An 18,804-nucleotide genomic window follows, 5' to 3' on the forward strand; every position below is an offset into this window, starting at 1 on the left:
TTTCCGCCCCCGAATCGCACTTGATTTATAAAAATACAGGCTTTGATTTCCCCACTACTAATTAAGTAGCTTCTTCATTTCTTCAGGTGTCAAACGATTATTCCCAGCTTTGAGGGTATTAATCAAGCCTTCACGCTTGAGTTTATCATCCTTATATGTTTCATTTTTGTCAGCCCACTTGAGAAATGCCTCAAAGTCTTCAATCGCTCCTTTATTATTACCCGTTAACGCCCTGGCAACACCGCGACTATCGCGAATCCATCCATTTTCACGATCGAGTTTCACTGCATTTTCGCAGGCCAACATTACGTCTTTGGCATAGCCATTCAGGCTACCGAACCAACAGAGGGTATTCCCCCAAGAATTGGCTGTAATTTTTAGAGTGGGATCGAGTGTTTGGGCTTCTTTATAAGCAGCTATTGCTTCCTTGACTTTGCCCTCCCCGACAAGGCTTTCTCCTTTATAAAGAAAAGATAAAGCTAGCAATCTCTGCACTTTTGCTTTTGGATAGAATTTTTGGGCTTGTTTATAAACGGCTATTCCTTCCTTAAATTTGCCCTCCATCACAAGGCTTTCTCCTTTGGCAAGAAGAGATGAAGCTGCGAATCTTTCCGCCTTTGTTTTTGGGTCGAAGTTTAAACTCGGATCGAGCTTTTGGGCTTCTTGAAACTTAGCGACTGCGCCCTTAATATTCTCTTTTTTGGCTAAATTTATGCCTCCATCTACCAGAAAAGAAGCCGAAGATGGAACGTCATCGCAAATTTGGCGATCGGGGTCATCTTCTGCCATACCGTTATTTGGGTTTTTCAGGTATATCCGCACCCAATCACAACTGCGCTGCAACATATCATCTAGATTCAAATTCCACAGAATTACTGTATCGTCATCACTTACAGAAGCAACTGTCTTACCATCGGGACTGAAGCTAACAGCATTTACTTTGTTGGTATGCCCTGTGAGAGAAAAAATTGATCTGCGATAAAAGCTCCCATCTCTAGCTTTCGATATCTTGACGGTATTGTCACTACCGCCATAAGCAATCATATTCCCATCAGCACTGAAAGTGACGTCCTCAAATGAACTGCCATGTGCAGATAAATTCGTCCCTTCACCATCGCTGACTCTCCATAGATTGACTTTACCGTCCCAACTGGTAGAAGCAATTGTCTCCCCATCTGGGCTAAAAGTGACGCCAGTAACTGCATTTTTATGTGCCTTCTTGAAGTTGATAGGTTTAGTTTTATCGCCAACATTCCAAAGATAGATGTTTTTCTCCTCATTTGCAAAAACAACTGTCTTTTCTTTGGGGCTGAAGCTAACGTCAATAACTGGTTTGCTCTCGGTTTTGAGGGTAGTAATTAGAGTGCCATTTAGCTTCCAGAGTTTGACAGTTCCGTCCTGACTAGCAGAAGCAATCATCTCCCCATCGTGGCTAAAACTAATACCATTAACCCTATCGGTATGTCCCTTGTCCTTGAGAGTGGTAATTAACTTGCCATCGCTGACTCTCCAAAGTTTGACGGTATTGTCACTACTGCCAGAAGCAATTGTCTTCCCATCGGGACTGAAATTGACACTCCAAACATCAGCTTGATGCTCGGTGAGGGTGTGAATTGGAGTGCCATCCCGCTGCCAAAGTTTCACTGTATTGTCATGACTTGCAGAAGCAATTATCTGCCCATCTGGACTGAAACTGATGTCTTTAATATCATTAGTATGCCCAGTGAGGGTAGTAATTAAGCTTTCATCATGCTTCCAGAGTTTGACGGTATTGTCCCCACTTGCAGAAGCAATCGTCTGCCCATCCGGGCTGAAACTTACGTCTAAAACCACATTGTTATGCCCAGAGAGGGTGGTAATCAGGCTACCATCCCGTTTCCAAACTTTCACGGTATGGTCGTCACTTGCAGAAGCAATTGTCTGTCCATCTGGGCTGAAACTGACGCCCTTAACCCAATCGTTATGCCCCGTGAGATCGTTAATAAAGCTACCATTTTGTTTCCAAAGTTTGATAGTGTTATCTCTACTTCCAGAAGCAATTGTCTGCCCATCGGGGCTGAAACTGACTGCCAAAACCGTATCTTTATGCCCGGCAAGGTTAGCAATTAAGCTACCATCTCGTTTCCAAAGTTTAACGGTTTTGTCATTACTTGCAGAAGCGATTATCCCATCGCGGCTGAAACTGACGGCATTAACTACATCGGTATGTTGAAGGTTCCTAATAAACGTGCCATCTCGTTTCCAGAGTTTGACTGTTTTGTCGTTACTAGCAGAAGCAATTATCTGCCCATCACGGCTGAAACTGACGGCATTAACTACATCGGTATGTTGAAGGTTCCTAATAAATGTGCCATCTGGTTTCGAGAGTTTGACTGTTTTGTCTTTGCTGGCAGAAGCAATCATCTGCCCATCGGGGCTGAAACTGACGGCATTAACTTCAGCTTTATGTTGAAGGTTCCTAATAAATGTGCCATCTCGTTTCCAAAGTTTGACTGTTTTGTCGTTACTTGCAGAAGCAATTGTCTCACGATCCGGGCTGAAACTGATTTTAGTAACTGCACCGTCATGCCCAATGAAACGGTTTTGCTCTTTTACTTCGTATGCACTCTGAGACAAAGCCGTTAATACCTGCAACTGGGCGTCAGGTTCTGCTTTGCCTGAGTTGATTAACTTCGGCAGTTTTTTCGCTACTTTTAAGTGTCCTATGAGTTTGTCCAGTTGCGAAGTCGCATTGGCGCCTGCGATTTCTTCCCTGAGTTTGGCATTGTCGTAGAGCGTTTGGACTTGGTTCCACTGGTTCAAAGCAAACAAAGCTGCTAGGGTTACCACAACTGTAGAAAATAGCGCAACTCCGGTTCTTGCCTGAGCTGTTTTGCGTGCCTTTTCTTCGGCTTCGAGTCTGGCTTCTGACTCCTTTGCATTTTGCTCGGCCAAGTGACGCGCGTTTTCTTCGGCTTTGAGTCTGGCTTCTGACTCTTTTGCCAGTTTTTCTGCAGCTTCTAGCTTTTCCTTGATGATTGCTTCTTCTTCTTGAAGCAGGCGCTCTCTCTCGGCTTTACTCGTTTCAATCAATTCTCGAGCAACATCTGAAAATATCACCGCATCAGCATCATTCTTCAAAAAATTATCCGCCTCGATTAATCTCGCTCCTTGCAACAGAAAAGCCATATCTCTAGGCTTGCCATAAAATTCCCAATCTTTAGCAGCTTGTTCAATTTTGTGCTTGATTCTGATTGCATCTCGGCTTTCATTTACCCACTCGCGCAGTTGTGACCAATGGCGAATCAGACTCTCGTGGGCAATATCGACTACGGGGATTTGACTCGATTCTGCTCCTTTCTCCAGTAAGGTACTGGTGACTACTAAATTGGCATCCGCCAATTTTTTCACCACTTGATTCACTAAAGCCACCGATTGCTGGGATGTAACTAAATCCTTTTGCAAAACCCGCCTGCGCGTATCCTCTGTTCCTTCTCCTAGTTGCGTCAGTTCCAGAAAAATTTGCTTTGCCGTTTTTTGCTCATCTGGTGAAAAAGATTCATAAACCTCGGTGGCACGTTTTTGTAGCGTTCCCTTCACCCCGCCCAGTTTTGTATAAGCGGCAATTGTTAATGTGTTTTCCTGCCGCTTAGCCCACAATCGGGTCAGCGTGTATTGCAGGAGAGGCAAGCTTCCCGGAGCGCCATCCATATCATTAATCATGCAGGCGGCTAATCCCGGAGCGATTTTTAATTTCACTTGTTCAGCAGGTTTAGTAATTGCTTCCTCTAACTCCTTTTGTTCCATCGGCATTACTGTGACCAAATGTTCTTGAATTTTGGTTGCAAGTCCTGCGTACTCTTGCTCTGCACACTTGCCAAAGAAATCGGCCCGCATTGTTAGTACCAGACAAAGTTTATTATCCGAGCGTTCTACAGCATTCAGCAAACATACAAAAAACTGCTGTCGTAATTCGCTGTTGTTACACAGGGTAAATGCTTCTTCAAACTGATCGACCACTAACACTATCCGCTCGGCTTGGGTGGCTGTAATCAGGAATTCTAATCCTTCTAAGGGGTTCTTTTTGAACAATAGCTGGAGGTTGGCTAATTCCGTGGCGCGAGCAGCCTCTGATAGATTTAGATCGATAAATGCCTTGGCTAAATTATCAAATGGACGCTCGCCTGGGGTAAAAATATGGATGCGCCAGCGATCGCTTCCTGAGAACCACCGTCCCAACTTGAGCTGATACAGCAACCCGGCTCTGACAACACTAGACTTGCCACTTCCAGAAGCCCCCAAAACAGCGAGAAAATTCCCGTAGCGCACTTTATCTAAAAGCCGAGCTGTGAGATATGTTCGTCCGTGAAAATAGTTGGCATCTTCTTCTTTACAGTCAAAATAAGTCAACCCTTTGTAAGGACAGATATGTTCCTCGGGATCAGAATCTGGCTTTGTAATTGGTGCGTCGTTATCGCTGCGAGTGAAATTGATTGCTTCACCAGAGTTGTGACAAATCAGATGCTGCGGGAAGGAGTGACGTTGCCGATTCAAGAAATCTGCCAAACTGTGGTTTGTCACCCTTTCATTTCCCTGGGGTTTTAGCCCTTCGAGCAAGGCGGCTGTTAGCACGCTATGGTTGCTACCTATTCCTTCACACGTCTGCTCAAAGTCCCGCGAGGCAATAAAACAGCGATCGCGCGCTTTCCCTACATACCCCGGATCTGCTTCGGCAATATTGAGGATTTCCCCGCTATAGCAACAATCCAACCAAATAATCTGCTGTCGCACCGGACTTTTTTCCAGCAGTCGGCGCAACCATCGCAAAGATAAACCCCAGTTGCCTAAGTCGCGATTCACATCGCTAGTTGCCAAAAACCCTTCCTGAATGCCTCGATTTTTCCGCAGTCCATGTCCGGAAAAATACAACAGTGCCGTATCGGGAATCTGCTGACTCTCTGGCTTAAACAGTTGGACAATCGCCTCTTCTAACTGATCCAGCGTGACTTCGGTTTTCTTACCGACGCGAGGGGTTTTATTTTGGTTATCCTTGACTGCCGGTAGTCGCGTTACTTTAAAGTCTCCGTATCTCTCTAGAAGTTGTGCGATCGCTTCGGCGTCTTCGGAAGGCGCTTGCAAGTTCGCTAATCGATCGAATTGATATGTATTAATCCCAACTACCAAGGCGTCTCGGCTCATAGTAATAAGTCTTCTGTCTCAAATATATTACTCACCAATACAGAATTTATACTTATTATCCGGAGAGACTTACTGAGTGCTGGAAATTATTGATTACTTGCACTTCCCGGAGTTTACCTATGACCGAAATTACACCGATCGAGCTGGATGACGGTACAATTATTTGGATTGAAGCCGCAGAGGATGTCACAACCGCCCCAATTGAAGTTACAGAACCTACAGAGGAAGAGGAAGAAGAGGGACTGAGTGGCAAAGGGGAGTTGAGTCCTTCTGCGATGCAAAAGCAAGCGGTGAAAAATTTTCAGGCGATTCAAAGTACAATTCGCGCTTATACCAATTACACTTTAAATGCGTTTAAACAGGTTGCGATCGCTAACGTAGATAAAGTTACTCTAGAATTCGGCATCAAAATTGGCGGTGAAACAGGCATTCCCTACGTAACAAAAGGAACAGCAGAAAGTAATCTCAAAATTACAGTAGAGTGTTCGTTTCCTAATCCACTGGAAACTGAACCAGAATAGATAAGTACGGAATACCCGCTATAAACGATCGCCATTAATCAAATCATTACGATAACTTTATATTCTTTAAATGTGCGATCGTTAATTGAGGTATGTCCAGAAATCTTTGTTGGGGCTAACAAGTTGGGCGAAGTGAAACGGATGGTTCGTTCCTGGGCCCAACCGACAACTACAACTAATTACAACTGAATACTGTAAGGTGCGTCGCCATCAACTATCTACTTCTGAAACTTGAAAATATCCCAGCGACGCACCCTACAAGTAAACTCGCCCACTCCCTATCTTTATCTACCTTACACTAGGTAGCGTACTCAACACCTGATAGAGAAGAGAGTTAATAAAACCGAGGGCGATCGCCCCCAGCAAAGCACTCCAAATTCCCCACCGCAAGCGGAATCCATCCACTAGCCAAGCCGCCAATCCAAAGATAGCAGCATTGATCACAATCATAAACAAGCCAAAAGTTACCAACACAAATGGAAAACCCAAAACCACAAACAGCGGCCGCACCAAAGCATTCAGCAATCCAAAAACCGCCGCCGAAATCATCGCTTTTCCAAAAGTGTCAATATCTACCCCGATGGGCAACTTGGAAATGATAAAAAAGCTCACAGAAGTAACCAGCCAAGCAATTACCAGCGAAATGATATCCATGTGCCAATCTCCTTAAAAAAGCTAAACATTAAACCGGAACAACAGCACATCCCCCTCTTGTACAACATACTCTTTTCCTTCACTGCGAACTAAGCCTTTTTCCTTAGCCGCATTCATCGCGCCCGTAGCAACCAAATCTTCATAAGCTACTGTTTCGGCCCGGATGAAACCCCGTTCAAAATCCGAGTGAATCACCCCTGCAGCTTGCGGTGCTAACATTCCCGCGATAATCGTCCAAGCGCGAGTTTCCTTTGGCCCGCTAGTAAAATAAGTCCGCAAGCCCAATAATTCGTAAGTAGCTCGAATCAGAGATTTCAAGCCCCCTTCTTTTACCCCGAGAGATTCTAGGAAATCCGTTCGTTCTTCCTCGGATAACTCCACCAATTCTGACTCAACTTGCGCCGAAACTATGACAACCTTAGCATTTTCTTTAGCTGCTACTTCTCGCACTTGTTCGACATAGCTATTTCCTGTTGCTAAATCGTCATCAGATACGTTAGCAGCATAGATAATTGGTTTGTTGGTCAGTAATTCCAAACCTTTAACTAATTCAGCTTCTTCATCTGTGAAATTGTACTGCCGCGCCGGTTTCCCCGCATTCAAAACCTCGACTAATTTTTCGAGTACATCCACTTCTGCCTGAGCTTCTTTATTGTTGCGGGCCAGCTTGCGAGTGCGATCGAGCCTGCGTTCAATTTGAGCTAAGTCTGCTAAAATTAATTCGAGATTGATAATGTCAATATCTCGCTGGGGATCAACAGAACCTGCAACGTGAATAATATCATCATTGTCAAAACAGCGGACAACGTGGACGATCGCATCTACAGCCCGAATGTGAGACAAAAACTGATTTCCCAGTCCTTCTCCCTGACTCGCCCCCTTCACCAAACCCGCAATATCCACAAACTCCATGCGCGTCGGCACAGTTTGCGCGGAATTGGAAATATTGCTCAGCACCTTCAACCGTTCGTCTGGCACTGCCACAATACCCGTATTTGGCTCGATCGTACAGAAAGGAAAATTAGCAGCAGTCGCCTTGGCATTAGCAACCAGAGCATTAAACAAAGTAGATTTGCCAACATTAGGCAGTCCGACAATTCCGGCAGTAAGCATAGCTATTTAGAAACATATCACTGTTTCAAAATATCATAAGCAATAGCAATATATCTGACTTGTCCCTTCTAAGTTCTAAAGCTAAGCTTGAATAAATATCGAACTTGAGGTAGATGGCTAAATGATTAACAAGTTGTTAAGCAAAGTAACGATCGCTGCGGGGCTGTCGCTGCCCCTGTTAGCGCTGACAGCAGCTAGCGTTTTCGCTCAGATGGTCAAAATTTCGGTGGTTAACAACAGCGGCAAGACGATGACAGCCGTCTATATGTCTCCTCCCGATAAGGATACTTGGGGAGAAAACGAGCTAGAGGCCCCCATTGCCGATCGGGAAAAGGCAGATTTTGAGTGGAATCAAGCTGACTACGGTGGGTCGGAGGCGGGCTGTGTTTTTGATGTCAGGGCCGAATACTCGGACGGCAAATCCACTGATTTGCCTTCTGTTGACCTTTGTAAAGAGACTGCGCTCAACTTCAATTAATCGATAATTTAGGCAAAAACCGAGTTTTTTCAAGTCTGATATTCAACAAAATGATTGGGGACTTGGGAGAAACCGGTTTTTGCGATCGACCTCACAAACAATCTTAAATTTCGCGATCGACTAAAACATAATTTATACAGGTTCAGGGATTGTCTGAGGAATAGGCTCCGGCACTGTCTGAGGAATGGGAGAGGGTACAGTTTCCGGCACCGGTTCGGGAATTGGCTGCGGAATTGGCGCAGGTACCGGTTCGGGTACTATCCCGGGAATCGGTTCGGGTACCGGGCCAGGCACCGGTGGCGATGCGGGTATAGTCGGCAGCCCCGGTTCGGTACTGGGAATCTGCGGGCCTGGAAACGGACTAGGGTTGGGAAAAATCATGTTAGTTTTTAACTCGCTAATAGAGATGTTCCAAAAACATTTTGTCGCCACTTCTAGCTATATTTTAAAATAAAAATAACTGAGTTGTGGTATTGTTTTATATCATAATTATAAACTAAAGGTGGCTGCGGACACATCTATCTAAATAGCTATAATTAACTATTACGGGGGCCTAAAATTATGCCTTTGGCATTAAACTAAGTAGGTGGATACAAATAAACATTACATGGGGAGGGCGCGTGAATAAAGCAATAAACTGCCTGAGAGTAAAGATACTGGCTCAACCCGCCCCTACCAGATATTAGGGTTTTTTCAGCTCGCTCTACTTAGATATCAAATACAGCAATCAAGATTAACCGTGTCACCAGCAAACTCTCAAACAAAAACTCCCCTATTAGATGCTTTGCGCGATCGCACAAATCAGCCACACGCCCCATTTTATGCCCCCGGACATAAACGCGGACAAGGAATCTCTCAACCCCTAATTGACTTATTCGGTGCGACAGTATTTCGTTCGGATTTGCCGGAATTGCCGGAATTAGATAATCTCTTTAATCCAGAAGGTGCAATTGCCGAAGCTCAAGACTTAGCCGCCGCAGCATTTGGAGCCCAATCAACTCGGTTTTTGGCAAACGGTTCGACTTGCGGAATTATCGCCGCCATCTTAGCAACTTGCGGCCCAGGAGATAAAATTATCTTGCCTCGAAATATCCACTCATCGGCGATTTCAGGTTTGATTTTATCCGGTGCAATTCCAATTTTTGTCAGTCCAGAGTACAACCCGGATTGGGATATTGCCAACAGCATCACCCCAGAAGCCACAGCCTCCGCATTAGAACAACATCCCGACGCCAAAGCAGTAATGATAGTTTACCCAACCTATCACGGCGTCTGCGGGGATTTGCGGGCGATCGCCCAAATTACCCATCAATACAACATACCGTTATTAGTAGACGAAGCCCACGGCGCGCACTTTAACTTTCATCCAAACTTGCCAGAACCAGCACTATCAGCCGGCGCCGATTTAACAGTACAATCAATCCACAAAACCCTCGGTGCAATGACACAAGCCTCGATGCTGCACCTCAAGGGCGATCGCATCGATATCCAAAAATTAAATAGAGCATTGCAGCTAGTACAATCTACCAGTCCCAGCTACTTATTATTAGCATCCCTAGACGCAGCCCGCCAACAAATCGCACTCCACGGCGAACAGTTAATGACCAAAACTTTACACCTAGCCGAAAAAGCGCGATCGCGCATCAGTCAAATCCCCGGATTATCAGTTTTAGAACCCTTAAATACACCCGGTTTTGCAGCATTAGACCGCACCCGACTAACCGTAAAAGTATCCGATTTAGGAATCACAGGATTTACAGCCGATGAAATTTTGCACTCTCAACTCGGCGTCACCGCAGAATTACCAATGCTGCAACATCTAACATTTATTATCAGCTTGGGAAATACAGAATCAGATATTGACAATTTAGTTAAAGCTTGTAATTTTTTAGAAGGAAGAAGGAAGAAGGAAGAAGGAAGTTCGGCAACGGATTCTGTAACGGATGTAACGGATGTCAGGAAGAAGGAAGAAGTCCGAAAGAAGAAGTCCGAGAGAAGAAGTCCGATGTCCGATGGAAGATTGGCCCACTCTCCCACTCTCCCACTCTCCCCCTCTCCCCCTCTCCTTTCCCCCCGCGAGGCCTTCTTTTTCCCAGCGGAAACAGTACCTGCAGACAAAGCAGTCGATCGACTCAGCGCCGAACTCATCTGTCCCTATCCCCCAGGAATACCAGTCCTGATGCCCGGTGAAATCATTACCCCAGCAGCCGTTGACTACCTGCAACAAGTCCTTGCCGCCGGCGGCAAAATCACAGGTTGTAGCGATAGAAACCTCCAAACTCTCAAGGTTGTGCGACAGTAAATATTAAGGCTTGGAGGAAATTGGCAGAATTTCTACTAATTCTTCCACGAGTTCCAACTGCCGTCTTGCTTCAATCAAAAATCAAAAATCAAAAATATAACTATGCTTTGGCCCTACGTCACTCCAGGCATCCCGGATGACTTATTTGAACGTTTACCGGGAATTCCCATGAGTAAGCGAGAAGTCCGACTGCTGTTAATCTCCCACCTGCGGCTGAAAGCAGATTCAGTGGTGTGGGACATCGGTGCAGGTACTGGTACGATCGCCGTAGAAACAGGTTTGCTGTGTCCCAAAGGTCGGATTATTGCCGTCGAAAGGGACGAAGAAGTAGCAAGCTTGATTCGCAGAAATTGCGATCGATTCGAGCTCGACAACGTAGAAGTCATAGAAGGCAGTGCCCCGGAATGCCTGGAAAACCTGCCCCAACCCCCCCACCGAGTCTGCATCGAAGGAGGTCGCCCCATTAAGGCCATTCTCCAAGAAGTCTGGCGGTACTTGCAACCCCACGGTAGAGTGGTCGCCACAGCCTCGAATTTAGAAAATCTTTACGCCCTTTCCGAAGGATTCGCCGAGTTACAAGTCCGCAACATCGAAGTAGTCCAGTCCGCCGTCAACCGCTTGGAGACTCGCGGCCTCAGTCAAACCTTTGCCGCCGTCAATCCCATATTTATTCTCAGCGGCGAAAAGCTCGATTAGAAGTTAGTTGACAGTTGAGAGTTGACAGTTGTTATTGGTTATTTGTTACCAATCCCCTTCCAGGGTCTGCCTCCAATGCCCCATGTCCCATGCTTTTAGCCGCTATGCCCATTCCTAAATGTAATTCTTAACCTTTTTTACGTTCAATTAACCTTCATACTTAGAATAAGGGCGACCCTAGCTGGATTGACCCCCTGAGTTGAGATTTTGGATCATCGCCAGTTGGGTATTGGGCTTGGCTGTGCAAGGGAGGAAAACGTACCCTAATAATCCTTACATCCTTGCATCCTTGCGTCGAATGACACCGCCCAAAAACGGATACAAGCCGCCGACAATCGTCGTGAGCCACCCAAAATTTTAGACCCTAGTTCAATCTCCCAGATTCATCTGTGGAGTAAATCTAGAATCTAAAATCTAAAATCTAAAATCTAAAATCTAAAATCTAAAATCGAATTACCCACCGCCGTCTGCAAGAGAAATTCATTTTATGCCTTGGTCTCGTATCCTGAGTGGAATAGTTGCGATCGCCCTTGCTTTGGGAATGATTATTATGGGGGGATGGTACTTCACCGTCGGCTTTGGAGTTATCGTCTACCTAGGTCAATTGGAATATTTTCAATTAGCCAGGGCTAAAGGCATTGCACCCGCTGCCAAAACTACCTTAGCTGTCAGTCAAGGGCTATTAATTACTGCCGCCCTAGCACCGGAACTCGTAGATGCCATGTTCCCCTTAGCGGGAACCTTAATCTGTTTCTACCTGTTATTCCAACCTAAATTATCGACGATCGCCGATATTGCCTCCTCAATTTTAGGATTGTTCTACGGCGGTTATTTGCCCAGCTATTGGATACGGCTGCGAGTCGGCCTCGACCCAGCCAATCTTGCTACAACTGGACTGGGGCAAGCAGTAGCAAGCAATTTGCCGGTTAACATTTACGCGCGGCCATCTTGGACAACTTCTAGCCATATATCTTTAGGATTGACTTCGCTGCTGCTGGCTTTCCTGTGCATCTGGGCCGCTGACATTGGGGCTTATTTTGTGGGCAAATTCTTCGGCCGCACTAGCCTGTCCCACATCAGCCCCAAAAAGACTGTTGAAGGTGCCGTATTTGGAGTTTGCGGCAGCATCGCCGTGGCCGTCGCTGGGTCTTGGTATTTAAACTGGCCGGGGTGGCCGTATACTGGGGCTGCTTTTGGTCTGTTGATTGGCGTTGCTAGCCTGTTGGGAGATTTAACTGAGTCGATGATGAAGCGAGACGCCGGTGTTAAGGATTCGGGACAGTTGATCCCCGGTCACGGTGGCATTCTCGATCGCACCGACAGTTATGTTTTTACCGCACCGTTAGTCTACTATTTTGTCACTTTACTGTTGCCGGCGCTCGACTCTTACCTCATCGCCCGCTAATTGCCAATTGCGAATTGCCAATTGCGAATTGGTGTTTAACTCATGGAAGGCCGACCGCGTTGCGGGTCACGTAAGCGTTGCGATCCGCACCGAAAGCCCTCTCACGCACTCAAAACTTCTTCCCCCTTCCCGTTGCTCTTCCCCTCTAAGGCAAAACTCTAATTCCTCCCCGACAAACAATTTCCCCCGGACTCAAAATCAACTCTTCAATGTCAACTTCCGGCCCAAAATCAATTTTAAAACCATTGAAATCAGTGCTCTTTAATTCTCCATCCATTTCGATTTCTGGTTCTTCAAACATCAATTCGCGACCGCTGGCTATCCGCAAACCAGTCCGCAATACAAAAGGAATTTGCCTACCGCCAGCGCGCAAAATTGTCGCCGAAAGCGTCAACACACCCGCCTCAATTACAATTTGCGAATTTTTCAACTTCAGCAACTTTTCGCTATCTGTCAGCGGCAGCATAGGCAGCAAAAATTCGCTCAAAGCATCAGCAAGCAAAGGCGCTTTCAGTGACGCATTCAAATCCGCCTGACAGAGCCTCAAAACGCCTGTCACGGGAACGGATTCCAGGAGGCGCAGGGGTTGGCCTTTGAGAGCTTGACCGAGGTTGATGCGAATGCCACAGCCCTCTATGGCAACTTCAGTTAGGTGTAGTCCTTTATACACAGCACCGCGAGCAGCAGCCGTGACTTTGGGGATCGCACCGCTGAAGATTTGTCGATCGCTCCCCTCAATTTTCACCTTCAACTCGTCCACCTGCTGAACTTGCGATCGCAGCCACAACTGCACCGCCGGAGACAGAACCGCGCTCGCGATCCGGCTGCCTTGACTAGGCGTTGGTTTCCCCGGCTCCTCGCCGAGATTAACAGTCCCACCAGAGTCACCAGCCCCATCTCTATTGTCAAATTGAAGAGAGTTTCGATCGACAGTCATAAACAATTTCAGAATATAAACCTTAATATTCAAGCACAGAAATTTAACTAGAACTTGCACATCCGGCCTCAAAAACGCCGTTTCTGCACAGATATACCGCTGTCAACCTCTGATTTTCCTTAGAAACCGGGTTGATGAACACAAGTCCGATTAACTCCAAAACCAAGCAGAAATCTGGGATCGGCAACGCCAGAAGCAGAAAAATTCTCACCTTTTCCCCCTTGGGATATTGGGGTAATTCACGAGTTGTGCGATCCCCATGAAAAATTCGCGATCGAGCGTATAAATTTAACCAGGAGTACGGGATTTATGGTAGTGTTGGTTTATGGTCGGGTCAGACCCAAACCTTTCAAACCGGCCGCAAACCAACGGTGCAAACCTGTGCCTGCCGCGAGTCTTTTCCTCGTAGTTTTTGCACAGCATTCAGGGTAATGCCATCAGGACAATCTGCACCGGGCACAAGGACAATCTGCACTCTTGGCGGGCGTCCTGTAATAATTGGTCAGCATTATAATTTATTCCCAAGCAGGAATTGAGCATTGCTAGTACGGTTAATCAATTAACCGTGTCGTGTTTCCTCCCCACCGTTGGCTCGTTGGGGATTTCCACACTCCCGTCATGTCTGATGAAAGGCTGCAAAAAATCCTCGCCCAGTGGGGCATTGCCTCTCGCCGTCTTGCAGAACAGATGATTGTAGCTGGACGAGTCCGAGTTAATGGCAAGATTGTTCGCTTAGGAGAAAAAGCGAATCCCGATCGCGATCTCATCCAAGTCGATGGAGTCCCGGTGAAACCAACGGATCGACCCGCAAAGGTCTATCTGTTGCTCAACAAACCGGCAGGCGTAGTTTCTACTTGCAGCGATCCCAGGGCCCGATCGAAAGTTCTCGACTTGCTGCCACCCCAACTGCGCTCCGGTCAAGGCATCCACCCCGTAGGACGCTTAGATGCAGATTCCACCGGCGCCCTCTTGCTTACCAATGATGGTAAGCTGACATTTTGTTTGACCCACCCGCGTCACTCGATCGCCAAAACTTATCAGGTGTGGGTACGGGGCGATCCCCCGGAACGCATACTACAAACGTGGCGTCAGGGCATCATCTTGTCCGGCAGAAAAACTTTGCCCGCGAAAGTTAAAGTTATCGATCGCGCGCTTGACGAAACTCTGTTAGAAGTCATTCTATCAGAAGGCAGAAACCGCCAGATTCGGCGCACAGCCGATCTGTTGGGATATCCCGTGGTGCGCCTGCACCGCACAGCCATTGGCCCGATTCAATTGCAGCGGCCCGGTTCGCCAATATTGCCACCAGGCTGCTGCCGACCCCTAGAAGATGCGGAAATTATTTATTTATGGAATCTAGTCAACCTAACATCAATAAGCGTGCCAGTAAATTCCCAGGAGCACAGCATATGACAAAGAATTTATTGTTTTTATTCTTCAAAACAACTAAGCAGAAACTGCACTCCCAAGAGCCAGAAACAGCTCAGAAGAAGAAGCTAGCGGAAATTGGAACTCAACTCCGTCAGTACCGCGAACAGCAGTCGATTTGTTTGGACAAAGTAGCCGTGGTAACAATGATTCGGCGGAATCTGCTACAAGCAATCGAGGACGGTCAACTAGACCAACTTCCAGAACCCGTCTACACTCAGGGTTTGATCAAGCGCTACGCTGAAGCAATGGGCTTGGACGGAAGTCAGTTTGCCGAATTTTTTCCGATCGAACCGGCGCCCCGATCGAGAACGAAGCTATCCTGGCAAGATGGGCCTCAGTTACGACCGATGCACCTCTACCTCTTTTACACATTTCTAATTATCTGTTCGGTCAATGTCTTATCTCAGTTGATGGGCGGTTCTGTTACCGCAAAAAACGGTGGGGGAGCCGAAGAACTAGCGCTTGGGCAGCAAGAACAAGCTCGTTTAGCTGCTGAGGCATCGAGATCCTCACAAAATCAGAAACCGGATAGTTACGAGGTTGTCGAAGCAGTAAGAACAGGTCAAAGATTAGATAAATCTGACAATAAACCAGTGATGGTTAGCGTCACTTTTAAAGCCGAATCGTGGATGCAGGTTGAAGTCGATGGTAAAACAGAGTTTGAGGGAACTTTGCCTTCAGGGACTGTTCGCACCTGGGGGGCTCAAAAGCAATTGGTAGTGGTAGCAGGTAACGCCGGGGGGGTAATGGTTGCTCTTAATAACGGACAAGCTGAACCACTCGGAGATCCTGGAGTCGCCAAAGAAGTTGTTTTTAAAGCAAACGAACTCAAGCCTTCAGCACCGCCAAAGAATGAAGGGTAAGTGTTAATTGGTAATTGTTAATCGGTAATGGGGAATAGGTAATAGCTGGCAGTCCACAGCTTTTAATTAGAATGTCCGTCTTGATTGACTTCTTAGCCATTACCCCTTACCCATTACCAACTGCCCCTTCTCCACTATCAATGTTTATTAGGAGCGCGCCCGGAGATGTAAGTCATGGTTTTGAGCCGATCGCGCACTTCCCAATTCAAAGCTTCAGGTCGATACCGCCAGCCCCAATTTCCCTCTGCTTTCCCCGGAAAATTCATCCGCGCGTCTGTATCCAAACCCAACAAGTCTTGATACGGCACAATTGCCATATTAGCTACCGACATCCAACCCATGCGGATTAAAGACCAGTGAATTCCTTGGGGATCGATGCAGCCCAAATAACGATAAACTTCCTCTCTTTGGTAGTCTTGGAGTTGATTGAACCATCCGACAGTCGTGTCGTTGTCGTGAGTGCCTGTGTAGACTACGCAGTTGCGATCGTAATTGAAAGGCCAAAAAGGATCGTCGGGTCCAGCGCCGAAAGCAAACTGCAAAATCTTCATTCCCGGAAACTCGAACCGATCGCGCAAAGCTTCCACTTCAGGAGTAATTACCCCTAAATCCTCAGCGATAATCGGCAAGTTGCCAAACTTCTCATTAATTACATCCAACAAAGCTGTTCCCGGCGCTTTAATCCACTCTCCGTACATAGCAGTTTCTTGTCCGCGCTTCACCGCCCAGTAAGCCTCAAATCCTCGAAAGTGGTCGATCCGAGTCACGTCTACATAAGAGAAAATCGCTTCAAAACGCTGCACCCACCACTCGAAATTATTGGCTTGCAACTTCTCCCAATTGTATACTGGGTTGCCCCACAATTGGCCTGTATTGCTAAAGTAATCTGGGGGAACTCCGGCCATTAAAGCTGCTTCTCCGGTGGCTTCATCCAAGCAAAATATTTCTGGATGAGACCATACATCCGCGCTGTCGTGAGCTACATAAATCGGAATATCGCCAATAATTTTAATGTCCCGCATATTAGCATAGCTTTTCAACTCCGTCCACTGCTGAAAAAACTCAAACTGGACGTATTTGTAGTAATAAATCTCAGCATTTAGCTGCTGGCGCCACTTCTCTAGGGACTTGGGTTCTCGACGGGCAATTTCGGGCTCCCAATTGTTCCAGCTAACACCGCCAAAGTGATCTTTGAGTGCCATAAATAAGGCGTAATCTTCCAGCCAATTCTCTTTGCTTTCGCAAAAACCTAAGAATTCTTTTTGCTGGATGGGGGATGCTTTGGCTTTGAAGTTTTCGCAAGCTTTTTTGAGCAAAGGCACTTTCAGCGCGATCGCCCGCTCGAAGTCTACATAATCGAGCGGAAATTCTGGTAAATTAGCGAAGTCTTCATCGGCGAGCAATTGGTCGTCCCGCAGCAGTTCTGGGTTGATCAGCAGCGGATTTCCCGCCATTGCTGAATAGCACGAATAAGGAGAATTGCCGTATCCTGTCGGCCCCAGCGGCAATACCTGCCAGTATTGCTGGTCGCTCTCTACTAAAAAGTCAATAAAGCGATATGCTTCTATTCCCATGTCTCCCATGCCAAATCGACTGGGAAAGGATGTGGGGTGGAGTAAAATGCCGCTCGATCGGGGAAAAAGCATAATCTATCTAAAGATATAGGAATTAAACATTGACAATTTGACCGATATTCCCTACAAGTTAAACTTCGCAGTTTTGAGGGCGATTGTCAGGGCAAATACTTTTGTGATTGTCTCATATTTTCTGCAAGAAGGTGCTTGCCAAATATTTTATGGCACTCTACTCAAAACTCCTGAGTAGAACCCAAAAGATCAAAATCCCGAGTTACGCGATCGCCTCGCTTTAGCAACTGGGTTTTTTTACCCAGGCGCGTTTGCTGCAACAAAGTAGTTTGGTCGATCGCACCTGGTTTCTGCCTAAGTTTTGAAGATAACTTTTCTTTCGCTTTCGCCCTATCTCTCTGCAGTAGTAAATTGCCCGCCAAAACTCAGCCATTGCTTCCGCAGAGCCCATGCACAAATCAGCCGGCTGTTTTTGTATCTCAAAAAACAGTCGGCTGCGGAATTACCTGAAAAGAGGCTGAGTTTAAGCTTGCTTGTTCAAAAATTTCTGCACTTGTTTGACAGCTATACTGCCGATGTTGTAAGCAGCCCAGCCGCCCGCCAACAATACGGGCATCAATACTATTAGTATGCGGAAGTCAAAATCCATGAGTTCTCCTCCTAAAGTTTTTTAACAAATTCTCATAATCTATTTGTATCTCATTTTGTGACCATTCTCCTGAGTCTTTAACCAAATATTCGGGATACGCAGGAGGACATCGCTCCGCAAGAATGGAGAGCGAAAGCGAAACTCCTGGGCGGGCGATCGGCATTCGCTGCACCAATTATCCCACAATCTGTTTTGCAATCGCTTCCACCACCTTAGTTAGAGGGTCGTTAGGGAAGTGCAGCGCAAACACTCCCTTGCTGGCGAGCAGCATCATCTGGTCGCTGTGGGGCAGTACCCCTGCCACTGGGATGTTGTAAATACTCTCTACTTGCTGCTTCAAATCCTCGAAATCCAGGGATTCTGGGGCTTTATTGATCGTCATCAAAATCTTGGGAACTTCTAATTTGCGGGCCACATCTACCGTGACAGCCGTTCCCTGAAAATCTTGCTGATCCGGACGCAAAATCAGCAGCAGGATGTCGGAAATGGTGATGCTGAGGAGGGTTTCTTCGTTGAGCCCCGGGTGCGTGTCTATAAACAGGTAGTCTAAGTTCAAAACCTCGATCAGTTCTTGAAAGCCGTCGGTAAGCAGTCCCACATCGTAGCCTTCCCGCAAAACTCGGGCTATCTCCCCTGCTTTAATGCTCGAAGGAATCAGGTAAAGGTTGCCGTTACTGGTTAATTTTGGCAGCAGCGAACTCACATTGTAGGCCGTATCCGCGATCGGACACCGGCCCCACAGGTAATCGTTCAGGCAGTGATCCATGTTGCTCTCGCTGAAACCGAACAGCACGTGAATCCCCGGTGATTGAATGTCTGTGTCCACAATGGCGACCCGATTTCCGTCGCGAGCGATAATAGATGCCAGGTTTGCTGTCGTGTTCGATTTGCCAGTTCCGCCCCGGTAAGAGTGGACAGAGATGATTTTGGACATGATCTGCGTATGAGGGTAAGAAACGGCGAGAACCCATTATGATGCAATTCTCGATGA

Annotated in this window: 15 protein-coding genes; 8 read left to right on the forward strand and 7 right to left on the reverse strand. The window is 46.7% G+C overall.

Features of this window, described 5'->3' with window-relative positions:
* Positions 1-57 precede the first annotated feature (57 nt).
* Positions 58-5,178, reverse strand: coding sequence for an nSTAND1 domain-containing NTPase (locus QUB14_RS05960; RefSeq protein ID WP_333215852.1), 5,121 nt, complete (start codon positions 5,176-5,178; stop codon positions 58-60).
* Positions 5,179-5,297: 119 nt separating this feature from the next.
* Here QUB14_RS05960 and QUB14_RS05965 point away from each other — a divergent pair, with 119 nt between their 5' ends.
* A complete protein-coding gene (locus QUB14_RS05965) occupies positions 5,298-5,699 on the forward strand; it encodes a CU044_2847 family protein (protein WP_190737057.1) in 402 nt (133 codons plus the stop codon).
* A gap of 288 nt (positions 5,700-5,987) precedes the next feature.
* Here the strand turns inward: QUB14_RS05965 and QUB14_RS05970 are convergent, their stop codons facing one another.
* Together QUB14_RS05970 and ychF are read right to left on the reverse strand one after the other, a co-directional pair.
* Positions 5,988-6,353: a phage holin family protein gene (locus QUB14_RS05970; protein ID WP_006633107.1), complete on the reverse strand. Its 366-nt coding sequence runs from the start codon at positions 6,351-6,353 to the stop codon at positions 5,988-5,990.
* A 21-nt stretch (positions 6,354-6,374) separates the two neighbouring features.
* Entirely contained in the window at positions 6,375-7,466 is a 1,092-nt protein-coding gene (ychF, locus tag QUB14_RS05975; protein ID WP_333215854.1) for a redox-regulated ATPase YchF, read from the reverse strand.
* 121 nt (positions 7,467-7,587) lie between these two features.
* Between ychF and QUB14_RS05980 the strand changes: the two genes are divergently transcribed.
* The 5 genes from QUB14_RS05980 (at position 7,588) to QUB14_RS06000 (ending at position 12,347) form a co-directional block, all read left to right on the forward strand.
* Complete coding sequence (locus tag QUB14_RS05980; RefSeq protein ID WP_190737053.1) at positions 7,588-7,944, forward strand: hypothetical protein; 357 nt, start codon at positions 7,588-7,590, stop codon at positions 7,942-7,944.
* Between the two features lie 184 nt (positions 7,945-8,128).
* Positions 8,129-8,398, forward strand: coding sequence for a hypothetical protein (locus tag QUB14_RS05985; RefSeq protein ID WP_333215858.1), 270 nt, complete (start codon positions 8,129-8,131; stop codon positions 8,396-8,398).
* Positions 8,399-8,683: 285 nt separating this feature from the next.
* Positions 8,684-10,246 (forward strand): aminotransferase class I/II-fold pyridoxal phosphate-dependent enzyme, encoded by a 1,563-nt coding sequence (locus QUB14_RS05990; RefSeq protein WP_333215860.1) that lies wholly within the window; start codon positions 8,684-8,686, stop codon positions 10,244-10,246.
* A 102-nt stretch (positions 10,247-10,348) separates the two neighbouring features.
* Complete coding sequence (cbiT, locus tag QUB14_RS05995) at positions 10,349-10,942, forward strand: precorrin-6Y C5,15-methyltransferase subunit CbiT (RefSeq protein ID WP_333215862.1); 594 nt, start codon at positions 10,349-10,351, stop codon at positions 10,940-10,942.
* A 487-nt stretch (positions 10,943-11,429) separates the two neighbouring features.
* Positions 11,430-12,347, forward strand: a complete 918-nt coding sequence (locus tag QUB14_RS06000; RefSeq protein WP_333215864.1) for a phosphatidate cytidylyltransferase — start codon at positions 11,430-11,432, stop codon at positions 12,345-12,347.
* A gap of 145 nt (positions 12,348-12,492) precedes the next feature.
* On the opposite strand, the gene QUB14_RS06005 is transcribed toward QUB14_RS06000, so the two are convergent.
* Complete coding sequence (locus QUB14_RS06005; RefSeq protein ID WP_333215866.1) at positions 12,493-13,284, reverse strand: DUF2993 domain-containing protein; 792 nt, start codon at positions 13,282-13,284, stop codon at positions 12,493-12,495.
* 618 nt (positions 13,285-13,902) lie between these two features.
* On the opposite strand from QUB14_RS06005, the gene QUB14_RS06010 reads away from it, so the two are divergent.
* Both QUB14_RS06010 and QUB14_RS06015 read left to right on the forward strand, forming a co-directional pair.
* Positions 13,903-14,697, forward strand: a complete 795-nt coding sequence (locus QUB14_RS06010; protein WP_333215868.1) for a pseudouridine synthase — start codon at positions 13,903-13,905, stop codon at positions 14,695-14,697.
* Positions 14,694-15,578 carry a RodZ domain-containing protein gene (locus QUB14_RS06015; RefSeq protein WP_333215870.1) on the forward strand — a complete coding sequence of 295 codons (885 nt, stop codon included), beginning with the start codon at positions 14,694-14,696 and terminating at the stop codon, positions 15,576-15,578. The genes QUB14_RS06010 and QUB14_RS06015 overlap by 4 nt, the downstream gene beginning before the upstream one ends.
* 137 nt (positions 15,579-15,715) lie before the next feature.
* Here the strand turns inward: QUB14_RS06015 and malQ are convergent, their stop codons facing one another.
* The 3 genes from malQ to QUB14_RS06030 form a co-directional block, all read right to left on the reverse strand.
* Complete coding sequence (gene malQ / locus QUB14_RS06020) at positions 15,716-17,224, reverse strand: 4-alpha-glucanotransferase (RefSeq protein WP_333215872.1); 1,509 nt, start codon at positions 17,222-17,224, stop codon at positions 15,716-15,718.
* Between the two features lie 463 nt (positions 17,225-17,687).
* Positions 17,688-17,813, reverse strand: coding sequence for a photosystem II protein Y (locus QUB14_RS06025; protein ID WP_190659386.1), 126 nt, complete (start codon positions 17,811-17,813; stop codon positions 17,688-17,690).
* A 175-nt stretch (positions 17,814-17,988) separates the two neighbouring features.
* On the reverse strand, positions 17,989-18,747 hold the full coding sequence (locus QUB14_RS06030; protein ID WP_333215875.1) for a MinD/ParA family protein: 759 nt from the start codon (positions 18,745-18,747) through the stop codon (positions 17,989-17,991).
* Between the last annotated feature and the right edge of the window lie 57 nt (positions 18,748-18,804).

The organism is Microcoleus sp. B3-D2 (genome assembly GCF_036705345.1).
Classification (GTDB): domain Bacteria; phylum Cyanobacteriota; class Cyanobacteriia; order Cyanobacteriales; family Microcoleaceae; genus Microcoleus.